18 protein-coding genes are annotated in these 18,094 nt (G+C 46.1%); 4 read left to right on the top strand and 14 right to left on the bottom strand.

What is annotated here, in order from left to right:
- Positions 1–215: 215 nt before the first annotated feature.
- The 6 genes from H532_RS17565 to speE form a co-directional block, all read right to left on the bottom strand.
- On the bottom strand, positions 216–1,010 hold the full coding sequence (locus tag H532_RS17565; RefSeq protein WP_051263064.1) for an alpha/beta fold hydrolase: 795 nt from the start codon (positions 1,008–1,010) through the stop codon (positions 216–218).
- 18 nt (positions 1,011–1,028) lie between these two features.
- Positions 1,029–1,202 (bottom strand): XapX domain-containing protein, encoded by a 174-nt coding sequence (locus tag H532_RS17560; protein ID WP_038111269.1) that lies wholly within the window; start codon positions 1,200–1,202, stop codon positions 1,029–1,031.
- A gap of 167 nt (positions 1,203–1,369) precedes the next feature.
- A complete protein-coding gene (locus H532_RS0101420; RefSeq protein ID WP_027723975.1) occupies positions 1,370–1,807 on the bottom strand; it encodes a YwiB family protein in 438 nt (145 codons plus the stop codon).
- 484 nt (positions 1,808–2,291) lie between these two features.
- Positions 2,292–3,395: a PRK06851 family protein gene (locus H532_RS0101405; RefSeq protein ID WP_027723973.1), complete on the bottom strand. Its 1,104-nt coding sequence runs from the start codon at positions 3,393–3,395 to the stop codon at positions 2,292–2,294.
- A 254-nt stretch (positions 3,396–3,649) separates the two neighbouring features.
- Positions 3,650–4,516: an agmatinase gene (speB, locus tag H532_RS0101400; RefSeq protein ID WP_027723972.1), complete on the bottom strand. Its 867-nt coding sequence runs from the start codon at positions 4,514–4,516 to the stop codon at positions 3,650–3,652.
- A gap of 66 nt (positions 4,517–4,582) precedes the next feature.
- Positions 4,583–5,410 carry a spermidine synthase gene (gene speE / locus H532_RS0101395; RefSeq protein ID WP_027723971.1) on the bottom strand — a complete coding sequence of 276 codons (828 nt, stop codon included), beginning with the start codon at positions 5,408–5,410 and terminating at the stop codon, positions 4,583–4,585.
- A gap of 462 nt (positions 5,411–5,872) precedes the next feature.
- Here speE and H532_RS17555 point away from each other — a divergent pair, with 462 nt between their 5' ends.
- Positions 5,873–7,873: a transglycosylase domain-containing protein gene (locus tag H532_RS17555; protein ID WP_051263069.1), complete on the top strand. Its 2,001-nt coding sequence runs from the start codon at positions 5,873–5,875 to the stop codon at positions 7,871–7,873.
- 312 nt (positions 7,874–8,185) lie between these two features.
- On the opposite strand, the gene H532_RS0101385 is transcribed toward H532_RS17555, so the two are convergent.
- The 4 genes from H532_RS0101385 to H532_RS0101365 all read right to left on the bottom strand — a co-directional run bounded on the left by H532_RS0101385 (position 8,186) and on the right by H532_RS0101365 (position 11,944).
- On the bottom strand, positions 8,186–8,698 hold the full coding sequence (locus H532_RS0101385) for a YwhD family protein (RefSeq protein ID WP_027723970.1): 513 nt from the start codon (positions 8,696–8,698) through the stop codon (positions 8,186–8,188).
- Between the two features lie 152 nt (positions 8,699–8,850).
- Positions 8,851–9,771 carry a ketopantoate reductase family protein gene (locus tag H532_RS0101380; protein ID WP_038111267.1) on the bottom strand — a complete coding sequence of 307 codons (921 nt, stop codon included), beginning with the start codon at positions 9,769–9,771 and terminating at the stop codon, positions 8,851–8,853.
- Between the two features lie 358 nt (positions 9,772–10,129).
- Positions 10,130–10,639, bottom strand: a complete 510-nt coding sequence (locus H532_RS0101370; protein ID WP_027723968.1) for a YwgA family protein — start codon at positions 10,637–10,639, stop codon at positions 10,130–10,132.
- A gap of 15 nt (positions 10,640–10,654) precedes the next feature.
- Positions 10,655–11,944: an HD domain-containing protein gene (locus H532_RS0101365; RefSeq protein WP_027723967.1), complete on the bottom strand. Its 1,290-nt coding sequence runs from the start codon at positions 11,942–11,944 to the stop codon at positions 10,655–10,657.
- Between the two features lie 143 nt (positions 11,945–12,087).
- Between H532_RS0101365 and lipL the strand changes: the two genes are divergently transcribed.
- The 3 genes from lipL to gerQ all read left to right on the top strand — a co-directional run bounded on the left by lipL (position 12,088) and on the right by gerQ (position 14,675).
- The gene (gene lipL / locus H532_RS0101360; RefSeq protein ID WP_483855304.1) at positions 12,088–12,924 is read left to right on the top strand and encodes an octanoyl-[GcvH]:protein N-octanoyltransferase; all 837 of its coding nucleotides are present in this window, start codon (positions 12,088–12,090) and stop codon (positions 12,922–12,924) included.
- A gap of 202 nt (positions 12,925–13,126) precedes the next feature.
- Entirely contained in the window at positions 13,127–13,879 is a 753-nt protein-coding gene (hemQ, locus tag H532_RS0101355; protein ID WP_027723965.1) for a hydrogen peroxide-dependent heme synthase, read from the top strand.
- Between the two features lie 232 nt (positions 13,880–14,111).
- Positions 14,112–14,675, top strand: a complete 564-nt coding sequence (gene gerQ / locus H532_RS17550) for a spore coat protein GerQ (protein WP_038111300.1) — start codon at positions 14,112–14,114, stop codon at positions 14,673–14,675.
- Between the two features lie 152 nt (positions 14,676–14,827).
- On the opposite strand, the gene H532_RS0101345 is transcribed toward gerQ, so the two are convergent.
- From H532_RS0101345 to H532_RS0101325, 4 genes are all read right to left on the bottom strand, one after another.
- Complete coding sequence (locus tag H532_RS0101345) at positions 14,828–15,202, bottom strand: DUF423 domain-containing protein (RefSeq protein ID WP_027723964.1); 375 nt, start codon at positions 15,200–15,202, stop codon at positions 14,828–14,830.
- Positions 15,203–15,297: 95 nt separating this feature from the next.
- Positions 15,298–15,723 (bottom strand): DUF1499 domain-containing protein, encoded by a 426-nt coding sequence (locus H532_RS0101335; RefSeq protein WP_027723963.1) that lies wholly within the window; start codon positions 15,721–15,723, stop codon positions 15,298–15,300.
- Positions 15,724–15,806: 83 nt separating this feature from the next.
- Positions 15,807–16,622, bottom strand: a complete 816-nt coding sequence (gene fdhD, locus H532_RS0101330; RefSeq protein WP_027723962.1) for a formate dehydrogenase accessory sulfurtransferase FdhD — start codon at positions 16,620–16,622, stop codon at positions 15,807–15,809.
- 23 nt (positions 16,623–16,645) lie between these two features.
- Entirely contained in the window at positions 16,646–18,085 is a 1,440-nt protein-coding gene (locus H532_RS0101325) for an amidase family protein (RefSeq protein WP_027723961.1), read from the bottom strand.
- Positions 18,086–18,094 lie beyond the last annotated feature (9 nt).

Genomic DNA, 18,094 nt, shown 5'->3' with positions numbered 1-18,094 from the left:
TTTTCATAGCTGGCTTGTCGCAGCGAAAGTAAAGATAACGCCACTCGATCAAGCATTATTGGATGGAGCCGGGACCTTCATGGCTCTGTCGTTTACCTGAAACAACTTTCTCACCCCAAAAAGAGCAAGCGAACCTGTTTTATACATGATTTTAGAGCGCATTTTTCATAAACGATTTTTTACATGAGCAAAAGAAACTTGCTTCTTCACCTTGTTTAGAAGCGGGAAGGCTTTCCACGGATGGATGTCAGAAAATCGGTGATAACGTGATTAAACGGTTCATAAAAACGGCTCGGCAGCTGGTGTGTCGCGCGGTCGATGAACGCAATTTTGGCATGGGGCAGTATGTCTTTAAACAGCCTGTGGTGCGGATTGATATGAAATGTCCACATCCCGTAGACGACTAAAATCGGCACATTCGACAGTTTACTTAACTGATCCGTGCAATCAAAGGCCAAGCTATTTTGATAAAAATTTAAAACCACGTTTGGGTGGGCGCGTTTGCCGTAGCGAAATAGTTCTCGCTGATCCGTCTCGGTCACTTTATGTGCCCAAGCGAGCACTTGCGCCAAAAATCGCACCTTTCGCCTTTTCATCAGCCAGATGCCGACTTGATATTGTATTTTTAACAGCACCGTGTCCACTTTGGGATACCCACCGGATAAAATTAATCCGCTCAGCCTGTCCGTATATTTCAAGGCAAAGTGGAGGGCGATCGATCCACCTGCAGAATAGGCAATAAGAATCACTTTGGGCAACGCGAGATGATCGATAAGTTCCCGAACATCCTCGACGTGGCGGGAAAGCGAATCGTCTTCCGGGAAATGGCTGCTATGCCCGTGCCCGCGTAAATCCATTAGTATCACGCGGTAATTGTCAGCCAGACAGCGTTGGTATTTAAAGACGACATGCCCCATTAAAGGCGGGTGGATAAATAACAGCGGCTCACCGCTTGTCCCATTTATTTCATAAAAGATTTTCACGCCATCGGATGTTTCGAATCGCGGCACGGCCACCCTCTCCTTGGATTATGTTGAGGAAATCAGGGAAAGTATCCATTGAAAACACTTAAATCCGAGGTAAATGCCGATGATGCCCGATATGCCGGCTAGTGCTGGCGGCGCTGGAATCGGCAACTTCAAAAACGCAAAGATAAAACCAACAATAAAGCCGGTAATCAGTGCAATGACGACGGTTTTCATATTCTATGACCTCTTTCATTATTTTGAGTTGATGACAGAGAAAACATGCAGCACTATAAATAGGCGCCTTTTTGCGGGCATTGGCTGCCCTGTTTTCTCATGAAAATTTCGGATGAAAGTGATAAAATTTCACTTTGATACGTGTTTTTTAGTTAAGGGTACTCTTATCATTTTTTACTAATTGTCTTTAGTTGATAAATTAATGTCACGCGGCCAAACGGCTCGCCTTGCATATATAAATCATAACGGATCGTGATCAAACCTTCGCCGCAGTCTTCGAGCCACTGGACGTCACAACATTCGGCATCGACGAGCGTCTGCATGACCCCAATCGGGCTTTTGTATGTCCCTTCTCTTGAGGCCCCAACAACCAATGGCTGGCGCATCTCTATGGCGCCTTTTCTAAGAATGAGACCCTCGTTATTTTTAATGCGAATCGTATGATCAACCTCACCAAAGTCCTCCACATTTTCTTTATACTTCAGGTAATAGGCATCACCTTTGATAAAAAATTGCCCCTGTATGTAAAGTTGTGTTTCTTCTGCCCGGCCTTCCCTTTCAATGGTGCTGCTTAAGATAATATTGACCTCATGGCAATGATCCATTTAGCAACCTCCATATAAATAGCTTTTTTCCCTAATTGCGTCTCTTTACTTGGAAATTTTGTGCAATCGCTGAATGGCCGGAAAACAGCCTTCATAGCGAACACCGGCATACGGCTTGTCGTCGACCATGCCCTGACCACACATTTTGTTGATAGTTTGTCCAAATGGACCGACTTAAAGCGTGAACATTATACCATGCGGTTTCGGTTTTTGGTAAAAGGACGCCTGAAAATGGTTTGAAAAGAGGGATGTAAAAAGAAGCCTCAGCAACCAAAGTTTCTTTACCAGGGGAATCTTATTGGAGCTGGGCGTTCGTGTAAAAACTGGAATGCGTGTGAGTTTAGGGAAACGCGGAGTGAATGATGATGTTTTTAGGAAAGCCTTGAGCGGCTACATTGTGGATTTTGAACAATGAATGGGAACGCAAAGGCCGGTTTACGTCCCCATTGCTCGCCTTTTAGTTAGATAAAGATGGATTGCGTTTTTAATGAGGTTGAAGTGTAATCAACTCTGAAATATCTTCTATTAATTTGTTGGTGGTATCATTCACTTTCGAAAAGTCCATCGCTGAGATATAGTATTTTTCCAGTTCGTCATGCAAACTTTTAGCTTGAGCCAAATGCTTTGTTCCCTGACTCATATGGCTTCGGTAGCGGTTTTCCAATTCGGCAAGCACATCTTTTTGCGTGACCTCAACCGATGAATCGATGCATCGTTCAAACATATCGACTGACTCATCACCGGCTCTCGAAGGGTCAAAAACATGAGGTGCGGTACCATCGAGTACGGACGTCTTAAGCGCCGGTATAGACACCATATCAACGCTTCCTGGATCAAAGGCACAATGGTAATAAAGGACGCTGTAACCTAACCGTTCGGCATGGGCGCCGATTTTTTTCATCATTGTCGATTTGCCGCTCCCTGCCCGACCTTTAACAATATAACGTTTGTTATCTTGTTCTGTTAAATTGTCGTAAAAATGGACGGGGCCCTGGGGGGTAGCTGCACCCATAAACAAATGCTTAACGGACGGCGTACGCTCTGCTCTAACATCCCCAGAAAAAATGGTGTTTATGAGATCACTCGTGACTTCGTTCGCTTTTTTAAAATCCATCGCCTTTATATAAATTTTTTCAATATCATCGTGAACTTTTTTAGCCTTTCGGAATTCGTCATATGCCGCTTTATAAGTATTTGATATCTGGTCAGTAAGCCGGACGATTTCGTCTTTATGGGCGGTAAGCTTGGTGTCGTCCCAGTATTCGCCAAGGTTGACGATCCGGTCGATGACTCCCGGATATTTCGGATCAACAATGTGGGGGGCCGTTCCATCCACAATACCGGCTTTTAACGCTGGAATGATGACGCCATCCAACGACTGATTATCCGAGGAACAGTGCAAAAACTCGATGTCAAACCCTTTTTGGTGCAAAGCTTCCCCGACTCTCCGGATTAAAGTGGATTTACCCGTGCCCGGCCCCCCTTTCAGGATATAGAGACGATCTAAATACTTTAATGCTTCATCATAAAATGAAAAAAATCCCCGACTTGAATTACTCCCGGCAAAATAATGCTTGATTGTGCTCACAGTAATCCTCCTTATAAACTGAACTAGGCCGATGCCCACTCATAACCTATGCAGCCGGGAGCAAGAAGGTTCTTTATTCGGGGTCAGTCCCCCACTGCACTAAAGTATTGAAGTGGGTTTTCCGAATGATTAAGGAAGATACTCTATATTCAAGCTATATCAAGCGCCTAATTACGAACAATACAACATTAAAACTTATTAAAGTATCGTTTTTTTGCTTTAATACTTTAATGAAATGGGGGACTGACCCCCCATTACCACCCTAGGATGATTTCGCGGATGAATTTGCTTGCAGCGATAGCCGTTTGCTCCGTTGGGTCATACGGAGGGGCAACTTCTACAAGATCAGCGCCGACTACATTGACGTCGGATTTGGCAATCAGGACGATGGCATCCAGCAATTCTTTTGATGAAATCCCGCCGGCTTCTGCCGTTCCTGTGCCAGGGGCATAGGCCGGATCCAGGACGTCAATATCTATGGTGACATAGACATTGCGGCCGTAGAGCTTCGGCAGATGTTTTTTCAAAGGCTCCAGGACCTCAAATTTCTCGAGGGTCATTCCAGAAGTGCGAGCAAATTCAAACTCCTCACGCATACCGCTGCGGATGCCAAAAGAAAAGACATTCTCTGGCCCTAAAAGGTCACAGGCTTTTCGAACCGGAGTGGAATGGGATAATGTTTCCCCTTCATATTCCGTGCGCAAATCGGCATGGGCATCAATGTGAATCAAAGCCAAATCCGGGTATTTTCGGTGCATGGCTTTAAGAATCGGCCATGTAACCAAGTGTTCCCCGCCAAGCCCCAACGGGAATTTGCCGTCACGCAGCAGCTTGTCCACGTATTGTTCAATCAGCTCAAGGCTTTTTTCAGCATTACCAAACGGGAATAGAATATCCCCCGCATCGTGATAGGCGACTTCTTCCAAATGTTTATCCATATAAGGGGAGTATTCCTCAAGGCCGATCGACGCTTCACGAATGCGGGCTGGGCCAAAGCGCGACCCCGGGCGGAAGCTCACCGTGTAGTCCATCGGCATGCCGTAGATCACTTTTGTTGCGCTATTATAGTCGGCACGGCTCATGATAAAAACTTTTCCAGAATAGGCTTCATCAAATCTCATCCAAAACCCTCACTTTGCGATGTTTAAAATCGGCCAATTCGGCCGGTGTCCGGCTTTTTCGTCCGGTTATTTTGTTAAATCTTCTACGAATTTGGGTAAGACAAAGGCTGCTTTATGCAAGTCTTTTGTGTAATATTTCGTTTCTATATCTGTAAAGCGCTCCTCAGAGACAGCAAGCGGATCATATTTTTTAGAGCCCATTGTGAATGTCCACAAACCGCTCGGGTAAGTCGGAATATTCGCTGTGTATAAGCGCGTGATCGGGAAAATTTCTTTAACATCTCGGAAAACTTTACGGATTAAATCAGCTTTAAACCACGGGTTGTCCGTCTGAGCGATAAAAAGGCCATCCGCTTTCAGAGCGCGGCTGATGCCTTCATAAAAGCCTTTCTCAAACAATTTGACGGCCGGGCCAACGGGTTCTGTCGAGTCGACCATGATGACATCATACGCGTTGCGGCTTTCGGCGATATGCATAAAGCCGTCCCCGACGATCGTTTCCACTTTTGGGTGGTCAAAAGCTACAGCGATGGAAGGCAGATATTTTTTTGATGTTTCGATGACGGCACCGTCGATTTCAACGAGAGTAACTTTCTCTACCTCAGGATGTTTAACGACTTCACGAATAACACCGCCGTCACCGCCGCCGACCACAAGAACATTTTTCGGATTCGGGTGGGTAAAGAGCGGTACATGAGCGACCATTTCGTGATATACGAATTCATCTCTTTCTGTTGTCATGACCATGCCGTCCAGTGTGAGCATATGGCCGAATTCGACGGTGTCGAGCATATCAAGTTTCTGGTAGGGGGTTTGTTCCGTATGTAACGTTTTATGAACTTTTGCCGTGATGCCGAAGTTTTCGGTTTGTTTTTCCGTAAACCACAATTCCAACATTCATCACTCCTTCAAACCGGCAACCATCTGGCTGCTTTCAATCTTCAAGCTTAGGATTGGTTAAAACAAGTAAATTATGATTGCGGCATCCTCAATCCAATCCTCTCCAAAGTATAGAAAAAAACCGCTAAAAAAGAAAGGGGGGTCAGTCCCCCACTTCGCTAAAGTGTTAAAGTGGATAATGTGGATAACCACGCCATATTCTAACTATATTTAGGATTGAGTACCATATTATAGAAAATAAAGGCTAAGTTATGCACAATATCCACAAAATTAAGGGCATTTTTTACTTTATCACTTTAAAGGGGCGGGGGACTGACCCTCATCCATGTTTAACTTTTCGACAAAATTCCCATACTGCTTGATATATCAGCATTAGAGAGGGGCATGTTTGTGGAACCAGCAACAGGACATAATTTGCATAACACAAGACGCGTTCTAAAATGGTCCCTGCGCATCATGATTGGCTTTCTAGCCTTATGTTTTGCTTGTTTTTTCGGCCTATGGGCTTATGCCAAGATTGCCGGCCCACCGCCCATTAAAGTGCCGGAGACTACCATTTTTTATACGGCGAAAGGAAAAGTTTTCGCCGAAGCGGAACATCAAAGTCAAAATCGCTTTTGGGTAAAAATCGATGACATTTCCAAGCCTTTAATTAAAGCAACGGTCGCGATTGAAGATAAACGTTTTTTCACCCACAATGGCTTTGATATGCGTCGCATTTTAGGGTCAGCTGTTGCCGACTTGTCATCCTTTTCCAAAGCTCAAGGAGCTAGTACCATTACCATGCAGCTCGCCCGAAATTTATATCTTTACAATGACAAAACATGGACGCGTAAATTTTTAGAAGTATTCTATGCCATGCGCCTTGAAATGCATTATTCAAAAAAAGAGATTTTAGAAGCGTATCTTAATACGATTTATTACGGCAACGGGGCTTACGGGGTCGAGGCCGCCTCCCGCTATTATTTTGGAAAAGAAGCAAAAGACTTAACGCTTTCTGAAGCGAGTCTTTTGGCTGGCATTCCGAAAGGACCGACCTATTATGCCCCCGATGAAAATTTTGATAATGCCAAAAAGCGCCAGCGCCTCATTTTAAACGAAATGGCCAAAGATCATTACATTTCAAAAAAGGAAGCAGTCCAAGCCTACCATACCCCGCTACATCTTTTAACAAATCATGAGTCGCCCCCGCGCAAAGCACCTTATTTTGAAGATATGGTGCAAAAAGAATTGCGGGACCGGCTCCATATGGATGAAAAAACGATTGCCACCAGCGGCTTAAAAATTTATACGACACTTGACTTAGATTTGCAAAAAAAAGCGGAATTCTGGGTAAAGCATGTGATTAACCCCGATTCAACGATACAAGCCGCCTTAGTCGCAATGGATCCAAAAACTGGAGCCGTCAAAGCCCTCGTTGGCGGCCGAGATTACCAAAAAGATGCCTATAACATGGCGACCAGTGCCAAGCGCCAGCCGGGGTCAAGTTTTAAACCATTTTTATATTATGCCGCTTTAAAAAATGGCTTTACCCCCTCGACACTTTTAACGAGTGAACCGACAACCTTCCGTTATGATGATGGGAGGGGGAAATATTCACCGGAAAACTTTGGCGGGTATTACGCAGATGGGCCGATTACACTCATGCAGGCGCTCGCGTTATCAGACAACATTTATGCCGTCAAAACGCACCTTGCCATTGGCATGGATAAATTAGTTGATGCGGCCCGGAAAATGGGCATCACAAGCCCCTTGTCACCCATTCCATCGCTGGCACTTGGGACAAAAGAAGTGAGCGTGTTAGAGATGGCGCGCGCTTACAGCACAATCGCGAATTTGGGGACGCGCGTCACACCGCACTTTATTACAAAAGTCGTGGACAAAAGCGGAAATACCATCTATGAATGGCAACCTAAAAAGGAAAAAGTTCTGGATCCCGCGACATCCTTTGTTTTGTCGCAATTGATGACCGGCATTTTTGATCCGAAACTCAATGATTATACGAAAGTGACGGGTTACAGCGTTCGGAATTTGTTAAGCCATAAGGTAGCGGCTAAAACCGGGTCGACCGATACCGACAGCTGGATGGTCGGTTTTACGCCACAATTGACAACGGCTGTGTGGGTCGGCTATAAGGATCACGCATCGATCAAAACGTATCCGGATGCGACCTACTCAAAAAAAATTTGGGCAAATTTTATGGAGGAAGCTTTGGCTGGAAAGCCAAAAAACAGCTTTAAAGCGCCGGACGGAGTCGTCAAAGTCTGGGTTGACCCAGACACGGGGAAGCTGGCCACCGATGCCTGCCCCAACGCCCGCCTTACCTATTATCTGGAGGGAACCGAACCTACCGAATACTGTGACAAACACAAAGGCCGCCGATACGTTCCTGGAGAAAAAGACCATGGCCCAACCGACGACCTCCTCAACCGCCTCAAAAACCTACTGCCATGGTAGGGGGGGTCAGTCCCCCACCGCTTTAAAGCGAAAAAGTGGATAATGTGGATAAGTGCCGTAAAATCATCCATTTTATGTTATATATTGGGAATAATTGGGACGCACAAACAATTTACCCACAATATTCACCAAAAAATACGTAATTTTTACTTTCACACTTTAAACAAATGGGGGACTGACCCCAAACAAAAACCCCGGGCAAGCCCGGGGTTTTTGTGTCCTAGCAATATGCGTGGTTAATTTTAGTTTACGTCTCGGCGTGGTTTGACACAAGGTTTTCAAAAAAAGTTCAAAAAACCGTCAAATAATCCCCTATACATCGAGTTGCTTTTTCAAATCTTCGTGAGCGCGCTCCCACATGCCGGCGTCGTGATTCATCAAAAATTCCTTCAAAACGCGTTTTGATTCGACATCCATCTCATCCAAGACCACTTTATGTTTTAAAGCCTTATCCATTTTATTGACATGGTCAGCCAGAATCTTATACCCGCGTTTCTTTTCTCGGTTGATCACCATCTCGGACGCACCGGCACCGGCATAGTAGGGCCCGTCTTTCCCGCGTTCTGTAAGGAGCCACACCAGCCAGTATTTCTTGCCACCTTCTGAATCCTCGCGGTTGGTCGTAAACCGGATGCGCCGTTCGACTTGGCTCCTCGCGTGTAGCGCACCCATATCCACCGTAGCCGTTTTTTCAACCGTATCAATGATAATCGGGGAGATGTTATCCAAGTTAATGGTTCCGACACCAAACCCACCGTGCCCGGATGTGGAATTGCCGCTCAATATATTAAAACCCGAGTTCTTATTATTAAAAATGTCCGCCATCCTGTAACCTCCTTTATAAAAACCGAAGGCAGGACATCGATCTGCCTTTTGATATGCTTATATTAACATATCGCAACAGCCTCCTGCCACTCGCGTTCAAGGCATAAAGGTTGGGGCTACTCGGACATAACTGATGGCGAGGAATATGGACTTTACGCTTCCATTTTACCAGCCTCATGAGGTTTTAAAATTGCATAAATCGTTTCAATGTGCGGGAGTTTTAAGCCATGCCGCTCTGCCAGCCGCAGTGCCCCGCCGAATAAGTGCTCCACTTCGAGCGGGCGGCCGTGTATTAAGTCTTGATGCATCGAAGAGGTTGCTTCATCTGGAAAAGCCTTCAGCATCTCAAAGCCCGCTTTAGAAACATCCGGAAGTGTGACACCGCACGCTTTGGCTAACGCGCCCATTTCCTCTAAGATTTTTTCCCCGAGTTGCAGTGTCGGTTCCGACTTTCTGATCCCTCCAATTGCAAGACGGGTGGACGTCGTTAAGCCCGAAAACGCACTAATAAAGACATATTTCTGCCACATGTCCCGCTCAATGTGCTCACTATAAGCAAGACCCATGTTCACTTTCCGAACCTCTTTTAACTTTTGGCATGCATCCTCGCCTTGTTCTGTCAAAGCGCCATAAAGGAACGTATGCTGATTTCCAGTATGGATGACGTGGCCATCGTCATTTAACGCAGCGACAATATAGGCGACACCGCCGAGCAGATGGTCTTTGCCAGCGATTTCCTCCAGCCATGATAGATGTTCCACACCGTTTAAAAACGGAAGAATATACGCTCCCTTTTCCACCAAAGTTTTTATCGTCGATTCCATGCCTGGCAAGTGATAGCCTTTTACGGCTAACACCGCGACATCGACACTTTCGATGTCTTCGGGATTCGTCACGACTTTCGGCCGTTCACATGTTAAATCGCCGCGCGGGCTAAAAATTTTCAATCCTTTTTCACGGATTTGTTGGGCTCTTTTTTCCCGCACTAAAAAAGTGACATCACAGCCTGCTTCTTGCATCCGCAGCCCGAAATACGTTCCAATCCCGCCGGCACCGATCACAGTAATGTGCATTGTGCATCCCTCCTGAAAGATACTATCCATAGATAAACTTATTCGCTGTCAATCCTTCATTATCCTTTAACGCTCTGCGGCGCTTAACCCATAACCCATTCAACCAATAAGCCAATTCCAAAAAATTAGTCCCCATTACTAAACCAAAAACCCCGTACCACTTTTAGAGTGATACGAGGTTAATTTGAGGACGCGGTCAACAAATATACCCTTTTTTCCCAACCTTATATTTTTGAGGCGCAGTCAGCCTGTTTGTCCCAAGCTTGTTTTTACTCCGCGCTAGCCTTAAGAAACCGGCGAACACCAGATTTTTTCTTGTTTGCCATACCGCCTCAGGAAATTCGCGGCTGGCTATGATTTAACTGACGGAGCGGGTGGTTTGTAAATGTTCAATATAGGTTAGTGCAGACTCGATCTCCTCGTCACTGTAATTTTGCTTCTGCTTGACCACTTTCACTTTTTCGATCAACAAGTCGCGCGGCAAGTCATCAAAGAAGAGCAAGGTGGAGACGAGTTCCAGAAAACGAGAACTTTGTGCGTTCAGTTCTCCGGTTAAATCTTTTAGCCCGTCCATCTGTAGCTCATAATATGAAAGAAAACGCTCGCCTTCTTGCGTCAAACTATATCGGTATTGATGATAACCGCCTTTGTCCTCTCTGACTTCCGACAGTAGATTCAAGTTGCAAAGTTCCTCAATTTGCAAGCTTAATTCCTCTGAATAAGGGCCATAAAAATGAAACTCGTATTTTTCCCGAAATGGAAAATCTAATTTCTTTAATATGTATAAGATTTTTTGCAGTTTCTTGCGCCCAGTGACTTCCCCAGCGTATTGAATTAACCGGAGCAATTTTGCATGATCCTCCAACATGCCCAATCCCCCCAACTAGTTTAATAGTTCAATCATCCGTTGTTTAATTTTTCGATGTGTCGATAGATCATAGACAAAGTCCGCTGGATAATAAAGCTTATGGTCGGTGCGTTTTTTCCCCGAAATCGCTTCGACCACATCCGACTCGCGCGACAATTCACGGAGTGAGCCGTCTGGCATTAAAAGATTGATCGGAAGGCGTTCGCCCTCTTCTCCTGGCCGGTAAAAGTCGTAGGGCAAATCCGATGATGAATCAACAACAAGATAGTATTCAGGGTCAATGCCCGCCTTTTTAAAAGCATTTCTCAATTCCGCATACACTTCATAATTCGTTGGAACATATTCCGTATATTTGAACAACCGCCGATTCACAAATCTGGAACAAAGGTCGCTAAGAATCGGATCGGCCTCATCTTGCCAAATTGAAAAATAATAAAGTATAACGGATTCATCCAATTTAAGATAATCCTGTAAGGTCATATCTTCCCGGAAAAGCGGGATCAGCAAGGTCGGCTCAACTTGGAAGGAATAACCCGATTGATATAAGAACTTCGCCCGATGCAAAATTTTTCGAAGGATGACTTCGGCGCTTCTTGTGACAGGATGGAAATAGACTTGCCAATACATTTGATATCGGCTCATGATATAGTCTTCAACAGCATGCATGCCGCTTCTTTTGAAAACGACCTGATCCTCCCTCTGGCGCATCACGCGCCAAATCCGCTCTAAGTCAAAATGGCCGTAGCTGACACCGGTGTAATACGCATCGCGCAGCAAATAATCCATGCGATCCGCATCAATTTGGCTGGAAATTAAACTGACAACAAGTTTGTTTTCATACGTTTTTGCGATGACATCGGCGACTTTTTCGGGAAAATCCGCCCCCATTCTCTCTAAAACAGCATGAATCTCCGTATCGCCCAAAATGATTGAGCGGGTAAAATTTTCATGATCCGTGCCAAACACTTTTTCAAATGAATGGGAAAACGGACCGTGGCCGACATCATGCAGCAAAGCGGCGGAAAGGCAGATGAGCTTTTCCGACGGATCCCATTCATCTCGGGCTTCAAACCCTTCAATAATCCGACGCGTAATTTCGTAAACGCCGAGCGAATGGCTAAAGCGGCTGTGCTCTGCTCCATGAAAAGTCAAGTAAGTCGTACCAAGTTGGCGAATCCGGCGCAGCCTTTGAAATTCCTTCGTTCCGATTAAATCCCAAATCAACCGTTCATAGACATGTATGTAATGATGGACCGGGTCTTTAAAGACTTTCTCTTCATCGAGCGGTTCAAAAGGCTTTGTCATAACGACTCACATCCTGTCTTAACTTGTCTTTTATTATATCGCGTCCGCATGATTTATGAAACGGGGTTTAGAAGAATTATCGCGTCTACGGGTGCGAAAAGTGTTAAAATAAGACAGATAAAACTCCTGATAAGGTGAAAAACATGATGGATGTACTGAACGAACCAAAGTGGCGCTGGATTGATCAAACGACGCTTGGGTCATCCTTTGATGCCAAAGCCTCGTTTGCCATTGACGATTGTCTCTGCGAATCGGTCGGTAAAGGGATCTCACCACCCGTCATTAGGGGCTGGGTCCACGACCGAACGATTTCCTTGGGCATTCAAGATACGCGCCTGCCGCATCTAAAATGCGGGTTGGAACTTTTAACGGAACGGGGTTATCGCTATATAGCAAGAAGTTCCGGCGGACTTGCCGTCGTCTTAGATCCGGGCGTGCTCAATCTTTCGCTTATCTTATCCGAAAAAGACCGACATCTTTCCATTGATGAAGGTTTTGAAGCCATGGTCGCGTTAATCCGAAAAATGTTAGCGCCCTATCAATTACCCATTGAGGATGGCGAAATTGTCGGATCCTATTGTCCTGGGCGCTTTGACTTAAGCGTGCATGGGAAAAAATTTGCCGGGATTTCACAGAGAAGACTTAGAAAAGGCATTGCCGTTCAAATCTATCTTTGTGTCACGGGAAGCGGCGGTGAACGCGCCGAGCTGATTCGCGATTTTTACCGCGCGGCAATGAACGGCGCTGAGACGAAATTCACTTATCCTGCCATCCAGCCGGAAGTCATGGCTTCACTTTCTGAGCTCACCGGAAAGGCGCTTTCCATTCCGCAATTATTAAAGAACCTGCATGAGGCAATGGGGGCTAAGCTCGTATCCTCCTCGCTGACTGCCGACGAAGCCGAACGTTTTACCACTGATTATGCCCGCATGGTGGAAAGAAACCGAAAGGCGTTTGAAAAAATCGGGCATTTCAAGTGAACGCATTTTCGCTCTAGTAAACCCAAATCCCTGAGATAGCGATGGCAGGCTTGCCAGAAAACCCCCACCAAATTTCAACGCTTATGAAAGGTGTAATCTTGCCGAATTTGTGACAGGCTAGCTCGCTATTTGCGTTTCCGGGTCTTAAAAAGATAATATAGATGTGGAAAAGGAACGTTGTCTTAAGCGAGGAGTGATGGGAATGTCCGATGCGGTTGAAACCCTTGACGGTTGGTATTGTTTGCATGATTTCCGCACCATCGACTGGGCGGCTTGGAAACAGCTCACAAGTGACGAACGTCAAAAAGCGATCGATGAAGTCAATGGATGGCTGGATAAATGGCATCAAAATTCTGAAGCGCAAGAAGGCAGCTTCGCTTTTTACGCCATTGCCGGACAAAAAGCCGACATCATGTTCATGTGGATGCGGCCGACCATGGATGAACTGAATGAGATCAAAACGGCGTTTAACAAAACAAGATTTGCTGATTTTACCGTGCCGAGTTATTCTTACGTATCGGTCGTCGAACTCAGCAACTATCTTGCTTCCCAAGTGGAAGGAGACCCGTACGAGCATCCGCGGATTAAAGCTCGGCTTTATCCGAAGTTGCCAAACACCCATTATCTTTGTTTCTATCCGATGGACAAGCGGCGGGCACCAGGTGAAAACTGGTATATGTTGACGATGGAAGAACGCCGTGAGATGATGAAAAGCCATGGTCTCATCGGCCGCCGTTATGCTGGGAAGGTCAAACAAATCATCACCGGCTCCGTCGGTTTTGATGATTGGGAATGGGGAGTCACCCTATTTGCCGATGATGTGCTGCAATTCAAAAAACTCGTCTACGAAATGCGGTTTGACGAAGTTAGTGCCAAATACGGTGAATTCGGACCTTTTTATGTCGGCACCATTTTGTCAAAAGAAAAATTAGCACAAATGCTGGCTGTTGAATAATATATAAAAGTCATGGGCTAATGACATCCTCTTATGGGATGTCTTTTTTTATACTGGTAAGAAGCTCTAATCATTTGTCCGGCCAGTATTGAGCACCATGGCTCAAGCTTGGGCCAAGTTTTATAGTACGCATTCTCTTATCATAAACAGCCTGTGATGAACATAAATATGGGCATAGAGCCTTAACGTGAAAGGGGAATGCATGAGACTATTTTAGTTTGGAGGGATCAAGTTGGCGAACGAAAACCAAAACCTCGGGCAAGGGAAAAACGAACAACAAGCCCCATCCTATAACCAGCGGCCTCTTTATAGACAACAACCGCCCGGCGGGACTTACACTGGACAGCCCTACACTGGGCAACCCCACACTGGGCAAATGCACACGGGGCCTTCGTCTTATACTGCCCCCCCTTATTACGGTACCGTCACCCCTGTTCAACAAACGATGACACCACCGTATCAAGGGTATCCCGGTTTTTCCGCATCGACCCCTTTTACACCTGGAGGTACACCTATCTCGCCGCAACAGGGCGCAGTTCCGCTTCCAGCCATGCAGCAATCTTATATTGAAAACATTTTACGCATGAATTTGGAGAAGGTCGCTACCGTATACATGACGTTTGAACATGAAGGCGGAGCGCAGTCCAAAGCATTTAGGGGAGAAATCGAAGCGGCCGGGAGAGATCATGTTATTATCAATGACAACAAAACCGGTACCCGTTACCTGCTCCCGCTCATTTACTTAGATTATGTCACTTTCCAAGGGCCGATTAACTATTCTTATCCCTTTGCCTGAGAACCGAAAATAAAGGCGCCGTTGTTCCGGATAGGTACAACGCGCGCCGATTTTTCTTTTACTCGTATGAAAGCCAAACATTTTTCAGGGAGGCATTAGGGCAGCGAAGTTTAAAACCCCTGTCCAAAATTTTTACCTCCACTTTAGACAACCTATGCGCGGATGACACTAATGACAACCAAAAGCCAGGAAACGAGAAAAAGAACACCGCCAACCGGTGTGATGGCGCCAAGGACACCGATTTTTGTCACGCTTAACGCATAGAGACTACCCGAGAAAAGGACAATCCCAACAAACATTAGCCAACCGGCCCAACCAAGAAGCCCAGCTTGTGAGCTCAGGCGCTCCGCCAAAAGGCCGACGATTAAAAGCCCGATCGCATGCATCATATGGTATTGAACGCCCGTATGATAGATGTCCATATAGTAAGCATTCAGCTTATCCTTCAGACCATGGGCTCCGAATGCGCCTAAAGCAATGGATAAAAAGGCGTTCAGTGCTCCCAGAACTGTAAAGAGTTTAAACACGAAAGAATACGCCCCCTAACGTTTCCGTTTCCATTTTCAAATCAAGGTGATGTAGCAATTCAACCGACAAACGATTGCCTTGGAAAGCGAGCGGCTTAATCCATGGCGAAAGCATCGGCATCGGACGCCTCAGCCAATTGCAAAAATCGTGACACGACGGCTTGCATGCGTCTTTTATTCGCTCCGAAATCCGTCCATCCAAAGCGTGACGCCGAACGGAAATGCAATTCCTTTTTTTCTTCATCAAAAAAGAATTCAACATCATGCAAAAACTCAGCGATGAAAGTTTTAGCGACCGCATGGAGATATTGCCCTTCATCGCGGTCAACCGTCATTTTTGGAATTGTTTTTAAAACTTCAAAAAGAATGGCCCGCGCCTTATCCAATGAAAGGTTTTTATAAGATATCGGCATGAGGAACCGATTTTTGTTTTCGTGATTGGAGGCAATGCATTTAGCCGTTTTCGGTGTCGGGGCCATTTTCCCATTTTTCCGATCGTCTAAAAACGTTTTGTGTTCCATCCGCCGACCATCCTTATCTTTCAAGATACAAATCATCTATTATTATAAAATTTATGTTTTCTTGGCGTCAAAAAAGGGGGACATTACAAACCATTGGCGTATGGGCCTGCCACGCGTTCTTTGTGTGTATAAATGTTCATGCTGCCGTTCCGAATAAACCCAATGGCAGTGATGTTTAACTCATCAGCCAGCTCCAAAGCTAGATCTGTCGGTGCTGCTTTCGATAAGACAATGCCGATCCCCATCTTCGCTGCCTTAAGGATGATCTCGGAAGAAATGCGACCGCTGAAAGCGAGGACCCCCAATTTGGTTTGGAGACGATTTTCTAATAAAAAGCCATACAACTTATCCAATGCATTATGCCGGCCGATGTCTGATCTGATACATATCAAACGATCCGGATGGCAATACGCTGCGTTATGGACGCCGCCGGTTTCATTAAATACATCGGAGCGGTTTTTCAATTCCTCCATTAAAGCGAAACATTGTGCCGGCGTGATGCACGTGTTTGTATAGACGGTCCTTGCGGTATAGGCATCGTTTTGCAAATAAAACTGTCGGCTTTTGCCGCAACAGGAACCGATAAAACGGCGTTGGCCTCTTTCAAGAGCGGCCTTGACGTCGCCTTTTACGGTGACGTAGGCATACCCTTGGCTTTCATTGAATGTTATATCTAAGCAGTCCTCTGCGCTGCGAATAATCCCTTCTGACGCCAAGAAACCAATGACTAATTCTCTGACATGGGAGGGGGAGCATACTAGGGTTGCTGCCTCTAGACCATTTACATTAATTGTAAGCGGCCATTCGGAAGCGACCATGTCTTCCGTATGAATCCATCCGTTTTCCGTCACTTTATCCAAAGTGCGCCGAACCGACATCGCTTTTTCCATGGATTCCATGGGACTCCCCCCATTCCCTTTAGTTACAAAATCGGTGCTTTCCGGAAAGAGGTAGCTTGTTCAAAACTATAGGCCATTTCAATAAGTTTCCCTTCTTCAAAGGCACGGGCCGTAAAGGTCAAGCCGACCGGCTCCCCCGCGGAAGTAAAGCCACCCGGTACGCAAATCGACGGATACCCGGCCTTCGCGGCAATACCGGCACCGCGACTCGAATAAAAAGCAAGCGCGTCCAGGTTGTTCTCGGTCATGACGCGATCGATGCCGGAACGCGCATAGCGCAAATCATTCCGGCGGGCTTGAAGATAAGCCGAATCCGCTAGCGTCCCACTCGTCATTTCAGAAGCTTCAAGCAAGGACTGGCCATATCGCAGAGCGCGTTCGGCATTTTCTCCATTATAAGCAACCAAATCACGCAAACTGTGAACGGGGACATGTGGCGCAAGTTTACTCAAATAAGCATTTAAAGCCGGTTTAAACTCATAGATGAGAACATCGATGTTTTCTTCCGCGTCAGCATAAGGGATCTCCACGGGATCGATGACTTCCGCGCCTAAATCTCTCATGATTTGAAAAGCCGCGTCCATTTTCTTTAACACATCTTCCGGAAGTTCATCATAAAAACGCGAACGTGCAACCCCAATGCGCTTGCCTTTTAGGCCATCGATGTGTAGGAAATCCGTATAATCTTTTTCGGCATAATAGGTTGCAAGTTTTGTAACCGGATCTTGTCTGTCCTCCCCGACCAACGCATTTAATAAGATCGCGCAATCCCGAACGGTGCGGGCCATCGGGCCAGCCGTATCTTGGCTGTGGGCTATCGGAATGATGCTTGAACGGCTCACAAGGCCAATCGTCGGTTTGATGCCGACAATATTATTTTGGCTGGCGGGATTTAAAATCGACCCGGACGTTTCTGTACCTATAGCAGCGGCCGCAAAATTAGCGGCAACCGCAGCTCCAGCTCCCGAACTCGAGCCGCCGACGTCAAAGAGCCCCGGACCATATGGGTTTTGCACTTGTCCGCCGCGGGAGCTATACCCGCTTGGCATGTGGTCACTCATGAAATTCGCCCATTCCGTCATGTTCACTTTTCCGAGTAGCACACATCCTGCCTCTCGGAGCTTTTTGACAACATAAGCGTCGCTTGCAGCAATGGAATCCTTTAGGGCTACCGACCCGGCGCTCGTGTGCATGCGATCCCCCGTATCGATGTTATCTTTTAATAAAATCGGAATGCCATGAAGCACACCCCGCGGTCCCTGATGAGCGCGCTCAGCGTCGAGGGCGCTAGCAATGAATTCTGCATCGGGGTTGATTTCCAATACGGCATTGATCGTTTCATTGTAACGTGCGATTCTTTCCATATAATAGTGGACAAGCTTCTCACTGGTCCATTCCCCGCTGTTTAAAGCCTCTTGAAGGCGGGTAATGCCAGCCTCAAGTGGAAAACGATCATGGTTCATAAAATGTCC

The organism is Tuberibacillus calidus DSM 17572 (assembly GCF_000430685.1).
Taxonomy (GTDB): Bacteria; Bacillota; Bacilli; order Bacillales; family Sporolactobacillaceae; genus Tuberibacillus; species Tuberibacillus calidus.
This window is presented reverse-complemented; position numbering and strand designations above follow the sequence as displayed.